18 protein-coding genes, 2 tRNA genes and 3 pseudogenes are annotated in these 19,554 nt (G+C 38.5%); 9 read left to right on the plus strand and 14 right to left on the minus strand.

The window, feature by feature from the left end:
* The first annotated feature begins 229 nt into the window (after positions 1 to 229).
* Together K8P02_RS10555 and K8P02_RS10560 are read left to right on the plus strand one after the other, a co-directional pair.
* Positions 230 to 303 (plus strand) — tRNA-Asp (locus K8P02_RS10555).
* Between the two features lie 58 nt (positions 304 to 361).
* Positions 362 to 435, plus strand: a tRNA-Asp gene (locus K8P02_RS10560).
* A 118-nt stretch (positions 436 to 553) separates the two neighbouring features.
* Here the strand turns inward: K8P02_RS10560 and K8P02_RS10565 are convergent.
* The 7 genes and pseudogenes from K8P02_RS10565 to K8P02_RS10595 all read right to left on the minus strand — a co-directional run bounded on the left by K8P02_RS10565 (position 554) and on the right by K8P02_RS10595 (position 4,669).
* Positions 554 to 1,066 (minus strand): GNAT family N-acetyltransferase, encoded by a 513-nt coding sequence (locus K8P02_RS10565; protein WP_025867591.1) that lies wholly within the window; start codon positions 1,064 to 1,066, stop codon positions 554 to 556.
* A gap of 122 nt (positions 1,067 to 1,188) precedes the next feature.
* Complete coding sequence (locus K8P02_RS10570) at positions 1,189 to 1,719, minus strand: GNAT family N-acetyltransferase (protein WP_025867590.1); 531 nt, start codon at positions 1,717 to 1,719, stop codon at positions 1,189 to 1,191.
* An 18-nt stretch (positions 1,720 to 1,737) separates the two neighbouring features.
* Positions 1,738 to 2,325, minus strand: coding sequence for a DNA-3-methyladenine glycosylase I (locus K8P02_RS10575; protein ID WP_025867589.1), 588 nt, complete (start codon positions 2,323 to 2,325; stop codon positions 1,738 to 1,740).
* A 69-nt stretch (positions 2,326 to 2,394) separates the two neighbouring features.
* Complete coding sequence (locus tag K8P02_RS10580) at positions 2,395 to 3,003, minus strand: type 1 glutamine amidotransferase family protein (RefSeq protein ID WP_025867588.1); 609 nt, start codon at positions 3,001 to 3,003, stop codon at positions 2,395 to 2,397.
* A gap of 2 nt (positions 3,004 to 3,005) precedes the next feature.
* Positions 3,006 to 3,173: pseudogene (locus tag K8P02_RS10585) on the minus strand (GNAT family N-acetyltransferase); the annotation flags it as partial.
* Positions 3,174 to 3,306: 133 nt separating this feature from the next.
* Positions 3,307 to 3,816, minus strand: coding sequence for a GNAT family N-acetyltransferase (locus K8P02_RS10590; protein WP_025867586.1), 510 nt, complete (start codon positions 3,814 to 3,816; stop codon positions 3,307 to 3,309).
* Between the two features lie 103 nt (positions 3,817 to 3,919).
* Positions 3,920 to 4,669 carry an N-acetyltransferase gene (locus K8P02_RS10595; protein ID WP_025867585.1) on the minus strand — a complete coding sequence of 250 codons (750 nt, stop codon included), beginning with the start codon at positions 4,667 to 4,669 and terminating at the stop codon, positions 3,920 to 3,922.
* Positions 4,670 to 5,009: 340 nt separating this feature from the next.
* On the opposite strand from K8P02_RS10595, the gene K8P02_RS10600 reads away from it, so the two are divergent.
* Complete coding sequence (locus K8P02_RS10600) at positions 5,010 to 7,379, plus strand: sensor histidine kinase (RefSeq protein WP_025867584.1); 2,370 nt, start codon at positions 5,010 to 5,012, stop codon at positions 7,377 to 7,379.
* A 152-nt stretch (positions 7,380 to 7,531) separates the two neighbouring features.
* On the plus strand, positions 7,532 to 8,041 hold the full coding sequence (locus K8P02_RS10605) for a 4-fold beta flower protein (RefSeq protein WP_155921466.1): 510 nt from the start codon (positions 7,532 to 7,534) through the stop codon (positions 8,039 to 8,041).
* Here the strand turns inward: K8P02_RS10605 and K8P02_RS10610 are convergent.
* The 4 genes and pseudogenes from K8P02_RS10610 to K8P02_RS10625 form a co-directional block, all read right to left on the minus strand.
* Positions 8,038 to 8,886: an alpha/beta hydrolase gene (locus K8P02_RS10610; RefSeq protein WP_025867582.1), complete on the minus strand. Its 849-nt coding sequence runs from the start codon at positions 8,884 to 8,886 to the stop codon at positions 8,038 to 8,040. The two genes, K8P02_RS10605 and K8P02_RS10610, sit on opposite strands and share 4 nt — an antisense overlap.
* Positions 8,887 to 8,993: 107 nt before the next feature.
* The gene (locus K8P02_RS10615; protein ID WP_223382413.1) at positions 8,994 to 11,237 is read right to left on the minus strand and encodes an outer membrane beta-barrel family protein; all 2,244 of its coding nucleotides are present in this window, start codon (positions 11,235 to 11,237) and stop codon (positions 8,994 to 8,996) included.
* Positions 11,238 to 11,550: 313 nt separating this feature from the next.
* Positions 11,551 to 11,856, minus strand: a pseudogene (locus tag K8P02_RS10620) (AraC family ligand binding domain-containing protein); the annotation flags it as partial.
* Between the two features lie 134 nt (positions 11,857 to 11,990).
* Positions 11,991 to 12,089: pseudogene (locus tag K8P02_RS10625) on the minus strand (cupin domain-containing protein); the annotation flags it as partial.
* A 291-nt stretch (positions 12,090 to 12,380) separates the two neighbouring features.
* Between K8P02_RS10625 and K8P02_RS10630 the strand changes: the two are divergent.
* The 5 genes from K8P02_RS10630 to K8P02_RS10650 all read left to right on the plus strand — a co-directional run bounded on the left by K8P02_RS10630 (position 12,381) and on the right by K8P02_RS10650 (position 17,532).
* A complete protein-coding gene (locus K8P02_RS10630; RefSeq protein ID WP_025867580.1) occupies positions 12,381 to 13,301 on the plus strand; it encodes a DMT family transporter in 921 nt (306 codons plus the stop codon).
* 86 nt (positions 13,302 to 13,387) lie between these two features.
* Entirely contained in the window at positions 13,388 to 13,975 is a 588-nt protein-coding gene (locus tag K8P02_RS10635; protein ID WP_007486745.1) for a DUF3575 domain-containing protein, read from the plus strand.
* Positions 13,976 to 13,998: 23 nt separating this feature from the next.
* Entirely contained in the window at positions 13,999 to 15,456 is a 1,458-nt protein-coding gene (locus K8P02_RS10640; RefSeq protein WP_223382320.1) for a DUF3868 domain-containing protein, read from the plus strand.
* A 207-nt stretch (positions 15,457 to 15,663) separates the two neighbouring features.
* Complete coding sequence (locus K8P02_RS10645) at positions 15,664 to 17,163, plus strand: L-lactate permease (protein ID WP_122200627.1); 1,500 nt, start codon at positions 15,664 to 15,666, stop codon at positions 17,161 to 17,163.
* Between the two features lie 60 nt (positions 17,164 to 17,223).
* Positions 17,224 to 17,532, plus strand: coding sequence for a GNAT family N-acetyltransferase (locus K8P02_RS10650; protein ID WP_025867579.1), 309 nt, complete (start codon positions 17,224 to 17,226; stop codon positions 17,530 to 17,532).
* Between the two features lie 98 nt (positions 17,533 to 17,630).
* On the opposite strand, the gene K8P02_RS10655 is transcribed toward K8P02_RS10650, so the two are convergent.
* From K8P02_RS10655 to K8P02_RS10665, 3 genes are all read right to left on the minus strand, one after another.
* Entirely contained in the window at positions 17,631 to 18,233 is a 603-nt protein-coding gene (locus tag K8P02_RS10655; RefSeq protein WP_044158310.1) for a nucleotidyl transferase AbiEii/AbiGii toxin family protein, read from the minus strand.
* Positions 18,188 to 18,493, minus strand: coding sequence for a DUF6922 domain-containing protein (locus K8P02_RS10660; protein ID WP_025867577.1), 306 nt, complete (start codon positions 18,491 to 18,493; stop codon positions 18,188 to 18,190). Before K8P02_RS10660 ends, K8P02_RS10655 begins: the two co-directional genes overlap by 46 nt.
* A gap of 74 nt (positions 18,494 to 18,567) precedes the next feature.
* The gene (locus tag K8P02_RS10665; RefSeq protein ID WP_025867576.1) at positions 18,568 to 19,518 is read right to left on the minus strand and encodes an MraY family glycosyltransferase; all 951 of its coding nucleotides are present in this window, start codon (positions 19,516 to 19,518) and stop codon (positions 18,568 to 18,570) included.
* Positions 19,519 to 19,554: the final 36 nt, after the last annotated feature.

Raw genomic sequence — 19,554 nt, forward strand, 5'->3', positions numbered from 1 at the left:
AAAATATATTAACAACACACACCTTTTGAAGCATTAGAATTCCTCTATTGAGAAAGAAATAAAAAGAATTTCTATTTTTTATTCCAACAGAAACACCTCATAATGAAGCACAAAGCAAAAAATGGCTATTTTATTCACAAAAAAACTTTTTGAAAGTATTGCAAATTACGTAAAAACAGCTACCTTTGCACCCGCAATCGAGAGAGAAAGCTGATTAAAATGAAATACTGGTGCGTTAGTTCAGTTGGTTAGAATACATGCCTGTCACGCATGGGGTCACGGGTTCGAGTCCCGTACGCACCGCTTCTTGATTTATCAAAGAAGTGTAAACAGTAAAATCAGATTAATCAAATAAATATTTGGTGTGTTAGTTCAGTTGGTTAGAATACATGCCTGTCACGCATGGGGTCACGGGTTCGAGTCCCGTACACACCGCAAAAATAAATAGTAAATTTAAGCAATCCTCTGTATTCACTTGAAATACAGGGGATTTTTTATTCTTTTCTAAATACGCCGAATGGATATGGCTGAAAAAGTGTTGGTTCGTGTGATTTCAGGAGATTACTTTTCGATAGTCCCCATCACTTTTTTTCTTGAAACCGTTACCAAGAAGTGTTTTTACAGAGATAACATTCTCTTCACAGGGATCTGCCACCATCTCTTTAGCTCCGATTCCAATAAGTTTTGCTTCCAGCAACTGAATGATAATCTTACCGATACCTTTGTTCAAATACCCCTCTTCGCCAATCAGGTAACCTATTTCATAAGTATGATTTTTCGCTGTAACATCGCCATACAATGACTTAAAGTCATGCCCTTCTTCCTCTAAATCTTTGATATAAAAACAATCGCCATAGAGACAATATCCGATTTTCCGGTCATTGTGATAAACGATGAAATGCGTCAAGAAACCGTATTTCCCGTTTCTTTCGCTTATCTCATATAACCAATCCTCTTTGTCACCAAACCATTTTTTGATATATTCTTTGTCAAGCCAACTTTCAAACAATGGTATATCTTCGTCTGTCAGTTGCTTTAATGTAATTTCTTCCTTATTTATTCCCATAGTGTAAAATACGTATTATTGCAGGTTAATAAAATATGCAATGAAACGACTCAAAAATCCTTCGCAAAGAAACTCTCAAAGCCCCTCAGAAGAAATTACCGGAAAGAAGATACGTTGCAGAATCACAATACTATCTTATACAAAATGTGTCTGTACAGAGGATGTTCAGGCTCCACTAACGGATGATTGAACTCTTTTATGCGTGTCATACCTATTTTTTGCATCACATGCTCTGAACGTTTATTAAGCAATGAAGTAAAAGAGACTATCTCTTTTAGCTTTAATTCCTCTTTTGCATAATTCAAACAAGCAATAGCAGCTTCCGTAGCATACCCTTTGCCCCAAAACTCGGGTAACAGTCTCCATAAGATTTCAACAGCCGGAACAAAGTCTACTTCAAATGTAACATTGTGCAATCCGACAAAGCCAATAAAAGCTCCAGTCTCTTTTTCCTCAACAGCGTATGCCCCAAATCCATATATAGTAAATTCCTCTTGTATTTGATTGTACAATGCAATCGTCTCTTGATAAGACAATTTTTTCAGAAAATACTCCATGACTTTATCATCACTGTTCAATCTGGCAAGATGCGAGATATCTTCCTCTTGCCAAGAACGGAAAATAAGGCGCTGGGTTTCAAAATATTGCTTCATCTGATTTGTTTTTTTATATCATTTCAATTGCTTTTCCTCTTTCCGGCATACACAGCCCATCAGGTGATCGTTAATAAACCCCGAAGCCTGTAAGTGAGCGTAACAAATCGTAGATCCGAAAAATTTGAATCCACGCTTTTTCATATCCTTACTCATCGCATCGGACTGGGGAGAAGATACAGGAATTTCGCTCAATGAACTAAAGGTGTTGACAATCGGTTTTCTGTCGGGAAAGAATGAGAGCGTATAGTTGTAAAAACTACCAAACTCTTTTTGTATAATGAGAAATTGCCTTGCATTAGTGATGGTTGATTTTATTTTCAGGCGGTTTTTCACAATACCATCAAACTGGACCAATCGTTGCACATCTTCATCGGTCATCTGTGCCACCCGCTCGACATCAAAATCACAAAAGGCTTTACGATACCCCTCTCGTTTTCTGAGAATGGTAATCCAACTCAATCCGGCTTGGGCACTCTCCAACACAAGAAACTCGAACAGTATTTTGTCGTCAGTCACCAATTGCCCCCACTCCTCATCGTGGTATTTTACATACAGTTCGTCGGTTCCACACCAACCACAACGTCCATTTATTACATCTTTCATAAGCATATATTCTTTATTTTACCCACCGTTTGAGTTTTTGAAAAAAAGTTTTCAATGTTAATTATACGATTATTCTATTTCCGGCGCTTCCCAAACACCTGTTTTATTCATTCGATAGCTTTTCTCTATCTTTTTCGGAGTGTCAGCCCCTAAAGCATAAAGTATTTCACGAGTAAACTCCAAAGCGGAAAAGCCGTTAGCAGTTACAATATTACCATCTCTTACTGCTGGTTTATCGACATAGTGGCATTCGCCTTTATAGCCTGCTCCGCCATATTCTTTCAGATAATCCAATCCGTTGCTGGTATGGTTCACCTCATTCAGGAATCCGTGCATTCCAAGAAAAACCGAAGCGTTGCAGATGCCTGCAACCAGTTTTTTGTTCCTGATGGCATCTTCTACTAACGGGACAACAAGTTCGGCACCTGGAGTAAACCAGCTCATACCTCCGATTAATACTACTCCGGCATAATCAGCAGGAATATCGTTGATACCGTAATCGGGCAATACCTTGAATCCACCGCACGAGACAACAAAGCCTTTCGTTACCGATACCGTTTTAACTACATATTTGCTCTCACTTCCGGGTTCAACTCCCCAATTTAGGTTTGGAGCAATATAGGCTCCTTCCCAATCGGCAAAATTATCGAGCAGTACAAATAAAATCTCTTGTTTCATCCTTATATTTTTTGTTTAAAGTAAATCATCTCTTTTAGTAATACCCCATCTTCAACCATTTGGTGATCGTAGTTGTCAGTAAAAAAGTTCTCCACCCGATGGGAGTATTCAAAACCACAATTCGTATAAAAATTAACGGCACCCGGCACATCGCCCGTGCCAACTATCATTTGGCGATACGTTCCAAGCAGCAGTCTATCATGGACTCCTGCTCGTCGGCAAGCAACAACAGATACAAATTCAGAGACAGATTCCCACACAGCATCTTCAGAAAGAAAATGGGTTGTATTTTTCATTACCACTTTATTTAATTCTTTCATAATAGAGCATATCGACAAATTGAGCATTTTTATATGCCCCTTTGGTAAAGATACATTTTAGTGTAAATCCAGCTTTTTCAAGCACTTTTGCACTTGCTTTATTGTAGTCAAACGGAGTAGCGAAAAGTCGAACAACCTCCGTTGTTTTAAAATAATCTTCCACAGCTTCGCTCAGGGCAGCAGACATAATGCCTTGCCCCCAATAATCTTCACCGATATAATATCCAACCTCTGCCGTAAACCGTTCAATATCCTCACTGCGTGTAAATCCGATATTACCAACGACTTCACCATCCACAACAATACCATAACAAGTCAACAGTGGGTCATTTTGCTGAAAGTTGATAAACCACGCTGCATCCTGTGAAGTATATGGATAAGGAAGAGCATCACGCAAGTTGTCCCAAACTTTTTTATTATTCAATTGCCGAGCCAAACTGTCTGCATCATTATCCATCAGTGGACGGAGCGAAAATTTATTATTATTATTCATATCATCACTTATTTTACCGTAACTATAAACACTTCACTACCAGACGTAAAGTTATTATCACCCAACAGTAGAGAACTTGCCGCACAACAGCAAAATTTCACTGTCATTTTTTGAGTATCCTCTTTAGATAGTCGATATTCAGCAAATTCACTGTCTCAAAAACTCCTTTATAAAACACAGCAAAATTATTGAAGACACAAGGTAATTCCTTAGCTTTTTGCAACGTATCTACTTGAATTAAAGATACAGGAAAGTCATTCATCACACAATACTGCGCTATCGTCTCAATGTATTGATAAACGTAGGGGCATTGCATATCATAATAAATCGTCAGCTCTTCATTCTCTATTTTCAGCTTTTTAGCATTTTGTGCAAATGTCGGTACAGTTCCGTCAAAAGAAAGAGCAAGCAATTCATATCCGTTATCGGTAGTATCAACCACCTCAAAACCAAATTTCTTTGCAAATGATTGATCGGAAAGCCAGTTCTTCTGTTTTTTTGCCCCAAGCATACAAATACCGGACTTCCCCTTTTCTCTGGCATCAGCCAAACAATACTCCATCAACGATTTCCCATATCCGTTTCCTTTCGGACTACCCAAAACCCATAAGCAATACATATAATAATAGTTGTCACCTATTATGGGAACCCAAGCTGTCTCAAGAGGTGCATATTCAATAAAAACCGTAGCTTTTGCATTTAACTTTCTAAAGACATGCCCCTCGTTTAGCCGGTCAGAAAGCCATTTTCGTTTGGCATCAATACCTGGGTGGGCTTTCTTACTACGGATAATGCAGCACAAATGCTCATTGACAAGGTTCTCCGTTGTTAAGTTTACAAAATCAGTATTCATATGTATCTCTTACTTCAAATTGGATATTATCAATATAACCGGTCACAATCATATCGCTTTTTTACCGATGTTGGCAGATTGTAAAATACAAATATAGTGAATTTATGCAGATCGCCTCTATTTATGCAAACTGTTTCTCAATAATGAATACCTCCTCTCTTTATGTTCCTTATCGACCGAAAGGCCTGAATTCAGCTATTCCAGTTAGCCAGGTTTTATTTCATGCAATCAATATATTACAAATGAATATCTGATGTTGAAGAAAAAATATAAAATATTTTGTATAAAGCCATCCTTGCTTTACTGAAATATACTACTTTTGCACGATATGAATCAATATATGAAAATCATTGTCCCAAAATTTAAATATATTCTTGGTTTTATTCTCTTATTAGGAACTTTCTTATGCGGATATAATTTCAAACAGTGGTATGTCATAAATCACCGGGTGAAAAAACAGATATCTCTCGTATATTCTTTTTCAAGGAACAGTGTTGGCTACGGAAATTTTGAGAAACTTATCACCCGGGAACTAAGAAAAAAAGGCATAGAACCCATATTCAATCAATTTTATCTCGACTGTAATCAATTCAATCCTGAAGTTTGTCTTAATAACATAAATAAATACCTCGACGGTATTAAAAGCAAACCAATGGACCTCATTCTCGCAGTAGGAGATCAGGCTACCTTTTCTTTATTATCAACCCGGCACCGTCTCCTGTCTTCTATTCCGGTAGTAGCCTGTAATGTACATTTCCCCGATGAAAAACTTATAAAAGAATACAGTACTAAAGATATTTATATTCTCAGAGACAGTCCGGACTTTAAAAGCAATATAGATTTCATACAATCATTACAACCTAAAGCAGAAATAGAAATTGTATACAATATTGACCTGACCACACTCGGACGTAAATCTTATGATTTATTGACCAAGGTTGTGGATAGAAGGAACGTACAAATCTTAGGTCATAAGTCAGCATATTCCATGGAATATGAATACAAGGAAATGAACGAAATGATGAAGTACTACAATCTTATGGCTGCCGTAGCAAACGACCGTATCAAAGTCAAAAAAGATAAGTTAACCGTAAGCCTTTGTCCTTTCCGCTATATAAAAGGAGCTTCTTTACTTGTAATGATGGAAAAGTCAAAAAGTGAACAGAAGAAAAAAGCATTTTTACTCGATAAATTTGATTCAATGTCGCTCCCAATAGTAAATGCCGTTAATATACCTTCTTTCAGTTGTATTTGCGAGGGGTTCGACGAAGGAACCAAGATTGTGGGTGGCTATATGGCTACAAAAGAAATTTCCGCTAAAGTTGCCGCTGATCTATCCGTGCAATTAATGAATAAAGAAAAGACAGGCACACCTAAAATAAGTGATTTGCCCAAAGAATATGTACTCGACTGGAGTAATATTTCGGCGTATGGCAAACAGGCTACCCAGAACATTCCCCCAAATGTACGCCTTGTCAATTATCCGCTTTATGACCACTATCGTGTTGAACTCTATCTCCTTGCAATGCTATTTATTCTTGCATTCATTATCGTATCGCTCAGCTTGCTGCGAATGCGAAAACGTTCTCGGATAGAACGCAAGAATCTGCAAATACTTGAAGAAGCTCATAAACGTTTAACGCTTTCTACAGATGGAGGTCAGATATCACTGTGGAACATGCAAGAAGATACCATTGAGTTTGATACTAATTATACGCGCTTAATGGGCTTGAAACAACGCTCATTCACCAAAGACGACTTTTTACAATATGCATACCCGGATGACGTACAACTACTGAGTTCATTTTATGAAACACTTTATCAATCTCCAGGTATGGAAATACAGCGGGCACGTTTTTGCTTCAGAAAAAATGAAGACGACTACCAATGGTATGAACTACGATGCCGTAGCCTGAAAAATGCACAGGGTGAAATGATACTGGCAGGTATTATGCAGAATATCCAAAAACTGGTAGAACATGAACAACAACTGATTTTAGCCAAACAAATGGCTGAAAAAGCAGAATTGAAACAGTCCTTTCTCAACAATATAAGTCACGAGATTCGTACTCCACTCAATGCTATTGTGGGCTTTACCAACATATTGGCAGGTGAAGATGCTGATGAAATAGACCGGGAAGAAAAAGAAAGCATGCTCGAAATTATCAATCTGAATAATGAACTGCTTCTAAAGCTAATCAACGATATGCTGGAAATATCACATTTAGACTCCGGTAACATCGATTTTGAAATGAAGAATGATGATATAACAGAGATTGTCAGAGAAATATATAAGCACCATCAACCATTGATTCAACCTTCCTTAAAATTCAGTCTTGAATTGGACAACTCACTCTTCTTGCCCGCCAACATAGATCGTATTCGTTTCACACAAGTTATTTCCAACTTCCTAAGCAATGCAAATAAGTTTACCCAATGTGGCTCCATCACATTAGGATGTAAAATAGATAAAGAACATAATGAAGTTTGCGTGTACGTAAAAGATACTGGCAAGGGAATAGATGAAAAAGAACTTATGATGATTTTTGATCGTTTCTATAAAGCTGATGAATTTGAACAAGGTAGCGGTCTGGGACTATCTATCTGTAAAGTTATTATCGAAAGATTGGCAGGGCGCATAGAGGTACAGTCGGAAGTAGGCATAGGTAGTTGTTTCGCAACAATTTTACCTTTAATCCCTCTCTCTTAAGAAGCATTTATTTAGATAAATTAAGGGCTTCCCAATAGGGATATTTTTATATATCCCGGTCTTTTTATATGAGAAGGTCAACATTCCCTTGAATAAGTAAGGTAATCCATAACTTCCTGTAAATATCCATATATTAATAAATAATGCATCAAATGAAAAAATTACTCTTAGTTTTATGTGCCACAATCGGATTATTGACCGGATGTGGTGATGATGAAAATGAACCTGTTATCCCCCAAGAGTCAGAAGTGACCTTATTCGATAAAAGCACCCAGCCTATTGCCTACATAAACTATGTAGACAAAGATTCTACAATTTATATGTGGGATGGCACTCCAGTGGCTTATTTTGATGGAAAAGAAGACATCTATCATTTCAATGGCCGCTTTTTGGGATGGTATATAAATGGTGTATTATATGACACAGATGGTTATGCTGTTGCAGCCCAAAAAGGGATTGTAAGAGGAGAAATCATAATGAGTAACACTCACCTGGAATCAGTTAAAGGAGTTAAACACATAAAACCTGTTCCCCATATTCATTCATTAAAACCGATAACCCCATCTTTTAAAGATAAATGGAGTACCCGTTCACTATCCCGGCTACTTCTTCAGGGAGACAATACCTCTACAGATTCTCCAATAAAAGAGAAACAATATTAGTGTCGGAACAGAGACTTCAGACCGTCAAATATTCCCGGAAGAGCAACAGTACCATGCATCTCTTCCGGAAACTTTTTATAAACGACCCGTAGATGCCGGTTTTCCATATCGGGAACAATCTTTATTTTCAAACTATCTGCCAGCGAAAACTGATTTAATTTCACTCCGGGACGTCGCTGAGTGGCAAAAGCAACATATAGCTGTTTACCTGAGAAATCCTTCCCAGACACTTTTTCCTCCCACTGTCTCAGGAAAACTCCCTGATCCCACCATAAGCTGGGATCTATTGCCATAAACGTATCAAAGGATCCGGGATGCCGGAGAAGCATCTCTAAAGTGAACAAACCTGCATACGAGTGTCCTACCAGAATATTGCTGCTACCACCCAACACTCTTTTCTCCACTTCAGGACGCAATTCTTCCGTCAGAAAACGATAAAATTGCTCAGCCCCTCCTCCCTGCGGTTTATCCCCGGAATGAATCGTTCCATCCCGTCGTGCTGCCGAACAAGTGGGAGTAAAATCTCTGGTACGATCCGTATTTAATACAGCGACAACAATACATGGAGGTAAAGAAGAAACTTTGGAAGAAGAGAAAAAACGGGTAAATCCTACTACTGAATGAAAAAAGACATCCCCATCCAGTAAATAAAGAACAGGAAGGTTTCTAATCGAGCCCCCGGCCTGTCTTTCGGGTTCATACACCCAATAAGCCCTCTCTTCATTTAATATCTGCGAAAACAGGGTATGCCGGGTTCCTATATGGATAGCATCCTGTGCTTGCACTGAAAAAGGAGTTAGTCCTCCTATCGCAACAAGCAATATTATTATATAAACATATTTCATTTATCGGATTTTTGGTGCAAAGTTCATGGAAAATATTGAGTTTATCAATCCCCACTTCTGGGTATTTATTCCCAAAAGAACAGCTCCTTTGAAATCACCCCAAAGACTTACATGCCAAATCGTGACGTATCTACTGATTTACTTTCTTTCTTTGTATATCCACCAAAGCGATAAGAGAAATGTACTGTAAATGCCCGTGAATAGAAAGCATTATCCATATCTAAATGTTGTCCTTTAAAACGGATTTTAATGTTAGGCATCCCGGTTTCAAGAATATCACTGCAACGGGCAGATACAGTCGCCTTGTCTTTGGCAAAGCTCCATTTCAAACCAGCCGTCAGATTAAAAACACTATTTACATCAAACGTCCCCTGTATGGCAGGTGTCTGCACATTCCCATTCAGTTCTAAAGACAAACCCTTATAAACTTTAAATGTATTATCAAGTGATCCGCTGAACAACCATTTCTTCCGGTTGAAAGGTATATCAAAAAAATTGTCACAACGTTGATGCATTTGCATTCCTGTCAAAGTCAGCCGGGAATCCAGCCAACCTCCAGCTTTAAAAGGTAATATGACATTTGCACCCCACAAGCGCATATAGTTCCAGTTCGTATTTTTATAAATCAAAGCAAGCCTGTCCGTTGACTGATAGGCTGCTTGTACGAAGTAATCCGCCGTGTGCATAAAGAACATACCGAAAATATACTTTTGCTTCAGGATATAATTACCATTCAGATTGTATGTTGTCATAGGCCTTATTCCCGGAGTTCCCCACAATTCGGTATATCCATCTATATAACTGACGAATGATTGCATATCCCAATAGCTCGGATAAGTCTTATCCGTTGACAGCGAAAACTGGAGAATATGCTTAGGTGTCTTCATATAAGTGAATGTTGCTTGTGGATAAACAGCCCATTTATGATAATTACCAATGGTATAATATTCTCCCGTAGCTGAAGCTGAAAACGAAGTCCCTGTTTCATACTCCTTGCTCACCGACACATAAAAATTAGTAGTCTGCTCTTTTAACTTTGAATCCGTATTTTGTGTCTGAATACCACCGCCGACTTCATTATAAATCTGATAGTCATGGTCATTGGCAAATCTATAGGAAGCTCCGTAACCAAAGTTCCAGCCTCTGGTTAGTTGATGGCTTTGGTCTGCATAAATAGAATAACGGTCTATTTTTTGCCCGGCCAACAAATTAAAATGGCTCTGACTATTATCTTCATAATTGACGTTCAGGTTTTGTTCATTATCTGAAGTATAACGGGTATAATCTCCTCCTATTTCCAATCCGAATCCTGAATGATATTGTAGTGATATGTTATGCATACGGGTATCTATGTACTTATCAGTATTACTGGTCTGGTAGTTTCCGACAGTCCGGCTGTTATTGTGTTGATCGGGGCTAAAATTCCCTGTATAAGACACATTTAGATTGTTTTTATCATTAAAATTATATTCAAACGCTGTCCTCAAATTATGATTCCAATATTTGGTACTTATCCGGTTATTCTGATTAATCTCGTATATTTTGTTTTTCAATGTATGTCTGGAATAAATATTCATATATTCCATCTGTTTTACATCACTTGCACCATACATTACATCAAAAGCCATTTTGGGAGTAGACAACCGAAAATTACCGTTCATACTTCCACTATTGAAATAATGGTTCGTATAATCAGCATTTACTTCTCCCTGAAAAGAATAATCATTCGAACGTTTCAACACTACATTAATGACAGCCCCTCTTACATGATATTGGGGTGGCGCGCTATACATTACTTCTGCCTTTTCCACACGATCAACAGGAGTATTTCTCAATAAAGTTTCCAGCTGAGCAGCGTTCATCGTCGTAGGTTTGCCATTCAAAATAACAGTAACACTTCCGGCTCCTGCCAAAGTCAATCCCTCTTTATCTTCTTGTACGCCCGGTAACTTTGTTAAAGCCTCATAAGCATTATTCACCACCTTACCATCAGCCAATTGTGCAAGGTTATACCCCAAACGCCCCTCCTCCACTTTCACAAAAGGGCGCTCCGCCTTTATGACTACTTCATCCAAAGCATAATCTTCGGGTTCTAATGTGACAATCCCGATGTCATTCTTCACGTCTGACAGCAATCTGGTTTTATATAACAGATGTTGGATGATCAAACGATATTGCTCCGGATGATGATTCAGCAGAAACACTCCATCCGTATTCGATATCGAAGCGCCTATATAAAGGGAATCCATCGTTTGTAACACAATAGTCGCTCCATCTATTGGTTGTTGATTACTATCTACAATCTTTCCTGTTATTGTCTGGGCTTTTAGTGCTACAGCAGCAATAAACATAAATGAAAATAAGACAAATAGTTTTCGTGTCATCGTTTGTTCTTTTAGGAAGCAAAAAGTGCTACACTATATTTGTCTGCAAAGGTATTGAATATAGTCCTGTTCTTAGAAACTAATTATGAAAGATTATGAACATATAAAAAAACTAATGAATCGGATAGATGGGCATAACCCTAAAATCAGACTATGCCCTTATTTTTATCTATCATTTGCCCAATCCTACCAAATACCCTACTATTTTGGGGTCATAATATGAAAAGAATAAACTTTCTTTTTTATCCAGTTTTGCAATTTCTTCCATATCATTAGCTGACAAAGCAGATAAAAACCGATCTTCAAAAATCAGCGCATAACCGTTTGTTATATGATTCGTATCCCAACTCCGTATTTCCCCCGGCTGAGAAAAAAACACGTCGCAAGGAGTCGCTTCATAATTCTGATTATCAATAGAGAAACTCCCCTCCCCCTCAGTGATGAAAGTGATATCATAATATGTCAATGTATGAATAGGGTTTTCGGATAAAAACCTTTTTATGTATTTTAATTCTACAACATCAATTAATAATTCACTTCCATACTTAGTCTTGTAAAAAGTATATTGAGGAATCGGGTTCTTCATATTCTATATTTAACTTCTGAATAAATATCCAGCAAAGATATTGAATCTCACGAAACTTTTATCACTCCATATACTTTCTTTATACTCATCTATTAAGGCTCTCTCTATTGATGATTCATTTATGCTTCTATCTCCTTCGTAGCTTCTGCATATTGATTGTTATCGACCGGTTCCAGCCAGGTATTTTTATTTGTCTGTGGATTGGTTTCAATAGCAAGATGAGAAAACCAACTAAACATTTCAGACTATTTATCACCTGTAAGAAATACGCTGATCTTTTTCGCTTCTTCTTTCATATCTGATATTTCACCACAGAGGGCACAGAGTTCCACAGAGTTTTTAGACAGAAGAACATTACTCTGTCTCTAACATCGCTGGCACAGGCTAAAAGAGTAACTTCAATCGTAAATAGTAAATCGTCTAATCGTAAATAGATTCAGTTTTAAACCATACAAACAATACCTACAACAAAAAATATGTACTTTTGCAAAACTTTTTTTAGACCTATTATTTTATTCGATGCAATGAGCAAAACAAAAGGTATTTTATATGCAGCAGTGTCCTCCTCTACTTTTGGACTGGCACCCTTCTTCTCTATCATGCTTCTCACAACAGGATTCTCCTCATTTGAAGTACTGAGCTACCGTTGGGGAGTCGCTTCTGCTACATTAATACTTTTCGGTTTAATATCCGGATGCAGTTTCCGGTTAAATAAAAAGGATTTCGGTACTGTGTTTTTATTGAGTTTATTCCGGGCAGCCACATCACTGAGTCTGGTGATTGCTTATCAGAATATAGCCAGTGGAGTGGCCTCTATCATTCATTTCATGTACCCGTTGGGCGTAGCTTTAGCTATGATGCTCTTTTTCCATGAAAAGAAGTCACTATGGACTATTACAGCTATCCTGGTATCTATCGCCGGAGCTGTATTTCTTTCATCGGGAGACATCAGTCACAGTGGAGGTAACACTACCGTAGGAATCATAGCCGCCTGCATCTCTGTATTTTCTTATGGAGGCTATATCATAGGAGTACGAAAAAGCCGTGCAGTGCAGATCAACTCTACTGTGCTCACTTGCTATGTAATGGGAATAGGCGCTCTCCTTTTTATTATATGCGGCAGTTTCACCAGCGGTATCCGGATCGTGACAGACTGGAATACATGGCTGTATATATTAGGACTTGCCTTACCTGCCACCGCCATCTCTAACATGGCTCTGATCAAAGCAATCAAACACATCGGTCCTACCCTTACGTCTATCTTCGGAGCCATGGAACCTCTAACAGCTGTCATCATAGGGACGCTCATTTTTCAGGAATTGTTCACTCTAAAGAGTGTTATAGGAATTGTTCTGATAGTAACAGCAGTTACTATCGTAGTTTTTAGAGAAAAGCGATCAGCGATAAACAATCATTCATCATCCACCGCAAATCATTTACCGTAAAAAAATATCTTTATCAATCGAAAACAAATCCATTCCGGCAGGTGTTGGTATAGGCAGTAAATAATAAAACCTAGACCAAAACGGAAATGAAAACAATTAAATTAATTTTAGCAGTAGGATTTCTGCTCGCCTTTGCTACGGGTACATATGCCCAAAAGCAAAGAACTCAAACCTATCTACCCAAATTTGCCATTAAAACAAATGCCCTCTACTGGGCCACAAGTACTCCCAACTTAGGATTTGAAATAGGACTGGCAAAGAAATTAACTCTTGATGTATCGGGCAATTACAACCCCTGGAAGTTTTCGGACAACAAACAGTTCAAGCATTGGTTAGTACAGCCTGAACTACGTTACTGGCTCTGCGAACGTTTTAATGGCAGTTTCTTCGGCCTGCACGGACACTATGCCGATGTGGACATCAGTAACCTTGACATGTTCGGACTGGGGCATGACCGGTATGATGGTAAACTTTACGGTGCTGGTATATCTTACGGCTATCAGTGGATATTAAACAAACGCTGGAGTATGGAAGCCACCATCGGGCTTGGCTACGCTCACATCAAATATGACAAATATGAACCGGGAGACAACGGTCAGAAATTAGGTCATAATACTAAAGACTATTTCGGTCCTACTAAAGTAGGCCTTAGCTTCATCTACATTATTAAATAATAACCTATAAACCAACTGTAACAATGAAAAGAAATATTATATATCTCCTGCTGGCACTTGTCATAGCACTTCCCGCCAGTGCCCAGAAACTTTACAATGATGCCATCAGTTTATCTGACGTATCACTGTGGCAACAGGGCAACTCTCTTTATATCAGCATGACGATCGATATGAAGAATCTTGTAGTTAGTCCCCAACGTTCACTTACGCTGACTCCGCTGCTGACAGACGGCCAGCACAATGTACCCTTACAGGATATTATAATCAACGGTCGTCGTCGCCAGAAAGCATATATACGGGGTTTGGCAATAGAAAAAGAAAAACCTGCAGGTATCGTTATCCCTTATGATAAAAGAGAAGTACTAAACTATACGCAGGTAATCCCTTATCAGCCATGGATGCAAAATGCAGCACTGAATCTGGTTGAAAACCTCTGCGGTTGTGGCAATAATGAAGAGATGATTGCACAGGAACTCATTACCAACGATGTATCTACCGAGGCGAAACGTCTGGCAGCCATGTCTCCGATAGTCGCTTATATTCAACCAGCTGTAGAAGTAGTAAAAACCCGTAGCGAACAATACGAGGCTCATCTGGATTTCCCGGTAAGCAAATCTGTTATCCTGACCGATTTCATGAACAATCATAAAGAGTTGATGAATATTCACTCTATGTTCGATAAAGTGCAGAATGATAAGAATCTCACCATAACCGGTATCAGTATTGAAGGTTTTGCTTCTCCCGAAGGTCCTTTGAAATTCAACGAACAGCTTTCTCAGAAACGTGCCGAAGCACTGAAGAAATACCTGAGTGAGAATGAAAAAGTTCCGGCCAACCTCTATAAGGTATCCTTTGGCGGTGAAAACTGGGATGGATTGGTGAAAGCCTTGGAAGCTTCTTCCATGAAAGACAAAGAGACGTTTATCAATATCATTAAAAATACCAGCGATGATGCTTTGCGCAAAAAAGAAATTATGCGTGTAGCAGGTGGCGTTCCTTACCGTGTCATGTTGAAAGATATCTATCCGGGATTACGTAAAGTAGATTGCAAGATAGATTATACTGTAGTAAACTTCGATGTTGAACAAGGACGTATCGTTATCAAAACAAATCCGAAATACCTGAGTCTGAACGAGATGTACCAGGTAGCCAACAGCTATCCGAAAGGAAGTGACGACTTTGTAAACGTGTTCGATATTGCCGTACGCATGTACCCGAACGATGAAGTAGCCAACTTAAATGCCGCTGCCGTAGCATTAAGCAAGAAAGATGTGAGAACTGCCATAAAGTTTATGGAAAAGGCAAACAAACAGACTGCCGAATATATCAATAATAGTGGTGTATACGATTTCCTTAACGGGGATATAAATCAGTCCATTGCAGCTTTCACGCAAGCTGCCCACATGGGTAATGAAGCAGCAAAAGCCAACTTGAAGCAATTGCAAAAAATACTGGATATGAAGAAGATGCCTAACAAATAGACATCCCATCTGATAAAAAAAGTCCGGATATGGTTAACTAAATAAATCATATCCGGACTTTTTATTCAACTCCATAATGTAACTTATCGTTTTTTGTTTAAATCCGGCATATCACGGATAAAATCATAAAAAAATTTGCTTTTCGGACAGTCAAAACGATCTCCAGTTTTGTTATAAGAATATTATACATTATTAAATCTGACGATTATGACACTGATTCTTGCTATTATTCCGGTTTTACTCCTTATTGTATTAATGGCTTTTTTAAAAATGCCAGGCGATAAAAGTAGTGTCATATCTCTCATTGTAACGATGCTGATAGCCATCTTTGGTTTCCATTTTGCAGTGGACGATCTTGCTTATTCATTCCTCTATGGTGCATTGAAAGCAGTTTCTCCCATCCTGATTATTATCGTAATGGCTATTTTCAGCTATAACGTATTGCTAAAGACCCAAAAAATGGAAATCATCAAGCAACAATTTTCCTCTATCTCTACTGATAAAAGCATTCAGGTATTACTATTGACATGGGGATTCGGAGGGTTACTTGAAGCAATGGCGGGCTTCGGTACCGCAGTTGCTATCCCTGCCGCTATACTTATCAGCCTTGGTTTCAAACCCGTTTTCTCGGCAGTAGTAAGCTTAATAGCCAACAGCGTGGCCACGGCTTTTGGAGCTATCGGCACACCGGTACTTGTATTGGCTAAAGAAACCAATCTGGATGTATTAACCTTAAGCACCAATGTCGTGCTACAGCTTTCCGTACTTATGTTCCTCATCCCATTGGTACTACTTTTTCTCACAGACCCCAAATTGAAATCACTACCCAAGAATGTGTTCCTCGCACTATTAGTGGGTGGTGTATCCCTTGTCAGCCAATATGTAGCCGCACGTTATATGGGAGCAGAATCCCCGGCCATTATCGGTAGTATTCTTTCTATTATCGTAATCGTGATTTATGGTAAACTCACAGCTTCTAAAGAAGAGAAAACACGCAAAAGTTCTCTTCGCGGAAAAGATATCCTGAATGCATGGAGTATTTATCTGCTCATTCTCTTACTGATAATCCTGACCAGTCCCCTATTCCCGGGACTGCGCAATACACTTGAGAACAACTGGATAACACGTATCAGCCTTCCTATCAATGACTCTACAGTGAACTATACCATCTCATGGCTTACCCATGCAGGTGTACTTCTCTTTGTCGGTACTTTTATTGGCGGACTAATACAAGGTGCAAAAGTCAAAGACCTATTCATCGTACTTTGGAATACTGTGAAGCAGTTGAAAAAAACATTCATCACAGTAATCTGCCTTGTCGGCCTGTCAACCATCATGGATACTGCCGGGATGATCTCGGTTATTGCTACTGCCTTAGCTACTGCCACAGGTAGTCTTTATCCGCTTTTCGCACCGGTTATCGGATGTTTAGGTACATTTATCACCGGTAGTGATACTTCATCCAACATTCTTTTCGGAAAACTACAAGCCAGCGTTGCCGGCCATATCAATGTAAACCCCGACTGGCTATCAGCCGCTAATACGGTAGGTGCTACCGGAGGAAAAATCATTTCTCCCCAAAGTATCGCCATAGCTACTTCAGCAAGTAATCAACAGGGAAAAGAGGGCGAAATTCTGAAAGCAGCCATCCCTTATGCACTTGCCTATATAGTGATAACAGGAATCATTGTATTTATTTTCAGCTAAAAAGTTAAGTTACGGAAGAAAAGACTTATTAAACTCATCGGGCATATCTTACTGACACGTATGTACGTCATACAGGAAGACGGAAGTAAATTTGAATCTTTATTAATCGCTCCCCTTTCCGTCCTGCTTGAATACCGCGACCAGGGAGTAGGTTCCGCACTAATCAAAAAGGGCCTGAAGCGCGGGCGTGAAATGGGATATAAAGCTGTATTCCTCTGTGGAGATCCTAATTATTATCACCGGTTCGGTTTTAAATCAATTAGTGAATTCGGACTCACCAATCCCGATATTCCCGAACCATACGTGATGGGATATGAACTGGAAGCTGGTGCATTGGATCATGTTACAGGGATAGCAAAGCTCGTATAATTATAATTTCCGGATAGGATGAAAAAGAAAGCCGATATGTCTCTTGTGAAAAGAGATGTATCGGCATATTATTTCTTGTATCGTATTAGTAAAATACCTTAGAAAATTTCAGATAGTATCTGGGATTTGATCTTCTCCCATGAAATATCAGTCAACATATACGGCATTATATCTTCTTCGGCATCATCAAAATATGCCAAACTTTTCATTGCCATAAAAGTGGAACCATCAGGATATTTCTGAGAATAGAAATCTAATATCTTATTTATAGAAAAGCGCTGCAGCAAGAAAGCAATATCAATAAAATCTTTCTTAGTTCCCCTACCAATGATAGCCGTAATCTTCATTGCTGCTATATCCCTTAAACTTGCCATTCGGATACCTTGCATCACCACTGCATCGTCAATCCAGGAATATTGATAATCGACGACATCAATCTTAACATTATTCAACTGATATATATGAATATGCGGTGATTCTTTCAGAACAACCAGCGAGCCGATTTGTTCCAGAGCCATCGTCAACTCATCCTTACTTGCATCCACTGTACCAAAGAAATCTAAGTCGACAGACTTTCGATGCCCTATTTGTAAAGCCAACGCAGTACCTCCTACCAAACGAGTATTATGAAGTATAGGTATACTCTGCAACTTTTTCAGAAGTTCCAGTGTTGTGGAATCGACTGTTGATAAGTGTAACATCTGAACTTTTCTTTAGGAGTATTTGATATTGCAGCAACATAAGCCAAAGCACGAGGTTCCAATTCCCTCATTTTTTTTGCCTCCTCTACAATTTTCGGCAAACCATAATATGAACGAATTATTATCCAATCATTCCACATCCCATATTCCAGCACCCTTTTTATTATGTATTTAGGATACTGTTCTAGGTCAATATCTTCTTTTCGTATATCCCAAAAAAGATGACTGGAAAACGCATTTATACATTCATTTGCTGACATAGAAATTTTTCTTTGAAAACAAAGGTAATGCATTTTATTCAATTTACAAATCTTTCTTTCTCAGATAATAAGGATTAATTGAATTTATGTAAGCAGAAGAACCTCTTCATAAATAATAGATATAGCATGCTTAATAAAAAGACACTACCCAATAAATACCAGTATCCATATTCCCGTAATATCAAATACCCTATTACAACAATTGCCTGCATCATCATATAAATCAATGCCACCACCACATGAGGTATTCTCAGTTCATTAGCCATAATCTGATACATATGTTTCCGGTGAGGTAAACCAATGTTTTCATGCAGCATCAATCGATGAACAATAGTTAACACACTATCTATCCCATACACTACTAACAGTATAATCCAGCTAAAATCCCCGGTTTGAATAATCAACCTCCCAATCAAAAAAAGAATGGTAAATGCAATACTAACCGCCCCCACATCTCCGGCAAAACACTTCGCCCTCTTTCGGAAATTAAAGAAATTGAAAACCAGCACAGCACACAGCATTGTATAAATAAGATCCGGCTCAACAAACGAAACAACCGAATGATTAATAAATGCTAAAGTTCCAAGTATGATCAAAGAATATCCTCCCGTGATCCCATTGATGCCATCCATAAAGTTATAAGCATTGATAATACCTGTGCAAATGATTAACGCTACAAGGATTGTCCACCAGGGAAGAGAGAATAATCCCCATTGATAAAACATCAATCCCATAGCCGAAAAATGAAACACCAATCGTAATACCTGAGAAGTAGATCGGATATCATCAATAAAACTGATTAAGGTGATCAATGTCAGGGCAAGCATGAACCAGGGATATTCAAAATGATTCGTAAGGAAATAAGCCAATACGCCAAAATAGAAGATAACTCCCCCACCCCGTAAAGTGATCCGGGCATGTGAACTACGCTCATTGGGTTTATCGATGATGTTGTATTTATCAGCGATATAAAAATAAAAAAGTTCTGCTAAGAAGAGCAGAACTAAGATTATTAAATAATACACAGCTTTATATATTTAAAAAGTATCTTTAATCGTAAG

This window comes from Bacteroides nordii (assembly GCF_019930665.1).
Taxonomy (GTDB): Bacteria; Bacteroidota; Bacteroidia; order Bacteroidales; family Bacteroidaceae; genus Bacteroides; species Bacteroides nordii.

Bases quoted from the DNA above. Each gene is read 5' to 3' on its own strand.
- K8P02_RS10565 (WP_025867591.1), bottom strand. From the start codon at position 1,066: ATGGGAATAAATAAGGAAGAAATTACATTAAAGCAACTGACAGACGAA.
- K8P02_RS10570 (WP_025867590.1), bottom strand. From the start codon at position 1,719: ATGAAGCAATATTTTGAAACCCAGCGCCTTATTTTCCGTTCTTGGCAA.
- K8P02_RS10575 (WP_025867589.1), bottom strand. From the start codon at position 2,325: ATGAAAGATGTAATAAATGGACGTTGTGGTTGGTGTGGAACCGACGAA.
- K8P02_RS10580 (WP_025867588.1), bottom strand. From the start codon at position 3,003: ATGAAACAAGAGATTTTATTTGTACTGCTCGATAATTTTGCCGATTGG.
- K8P02_RS10590 (WP_025867586.1), bottom strand. From the start codon at position 3,816: ATGAATAATAATAATAAATTTTCGCTCCGTCCACTGATGGATAATGAT.
- K8P02_RS10595 (WP_025867585.1), bottom strand. From the start codon at position 4,669: ATGAATACTGATTTTGTAAACTTAACAACGGAGAACCTTGTCAATGAG.
- K8P02_RS10600 (WP_025867584.1), top strand. From the start codon at position 5,010: ATGAAAATCATTGTCCCAAAATTTAAATATATTCTTGGTTTTATTCTC.
- K8P02_RS10605 (WP_155921466.1), top strand. From the start codon at position 7,532: ATGAAAAAATTACTCTTAGTTTTATGTGCCACAATCGGATTATTGACC.
- K8P02_RS10610 (WP_025867582.1), bottom strand. From the start codon at position 8,886: ATGAAATATGTTTATATAATAATATTGCTTGTTGCGATAGGAGGACTA.
- K8P02_RS10615 (WP_223382413.1), bottom strand. From the start codon at position 11,237: ATGTTTATTGCTGCTGTAGCACTAAAAGCCCAGACAATAACAGGAAAG.
- K8P02_RS10630 (WP_025867580.1), top strand. From the start codon at position 12,381: ATGAGCAAAACAAAAGGTATTTTATATGCAGCAGTGTCCTCCTCTACT.
- K8P02_RS10635 (WP_007486745.1), top strand. From the start codon at position 13,388: ATGAAAACAATTAAATTAATTTTAGCAGTAGGATTTCTGCTCGCCTTT.
- K8P02_RS10640 (WP_223382320.1), top strand. From the start codon at position 13,999: ATGAAAAGAAATATTATATATCTCCTGCTGGCACTTGTCATAGCACTT.
- K8P02_RS10645 (WP_122200627.1), top strand. From the start codon at position 15,664: ATGACACTGATTCTTGCTATTATTCCGGTTTTACTCCTTATTGTATTA.
- K8P02_RS10650 (WP_025867579.1), top strand. From the start codon at position 17,224: ATGTACGTCATACAGGAAGACGGAAGTAAATTTGAATCTTTATTAATC.
- K8P02_RS10655 (WP_044158310.1), bottom strand. From the start codon at position 18,233: ATGTTACACTTATCAACAGTCGATTCCACAACACTGGAACTTCTGAAA.
- K8P02_RS10660 (WP_025867577.1), bottom strand. From the start codon at position 18,493: ATGTCAGCAAATGAATGTATAAATGCGTTTTCCAGTCATCTTTTTTGG.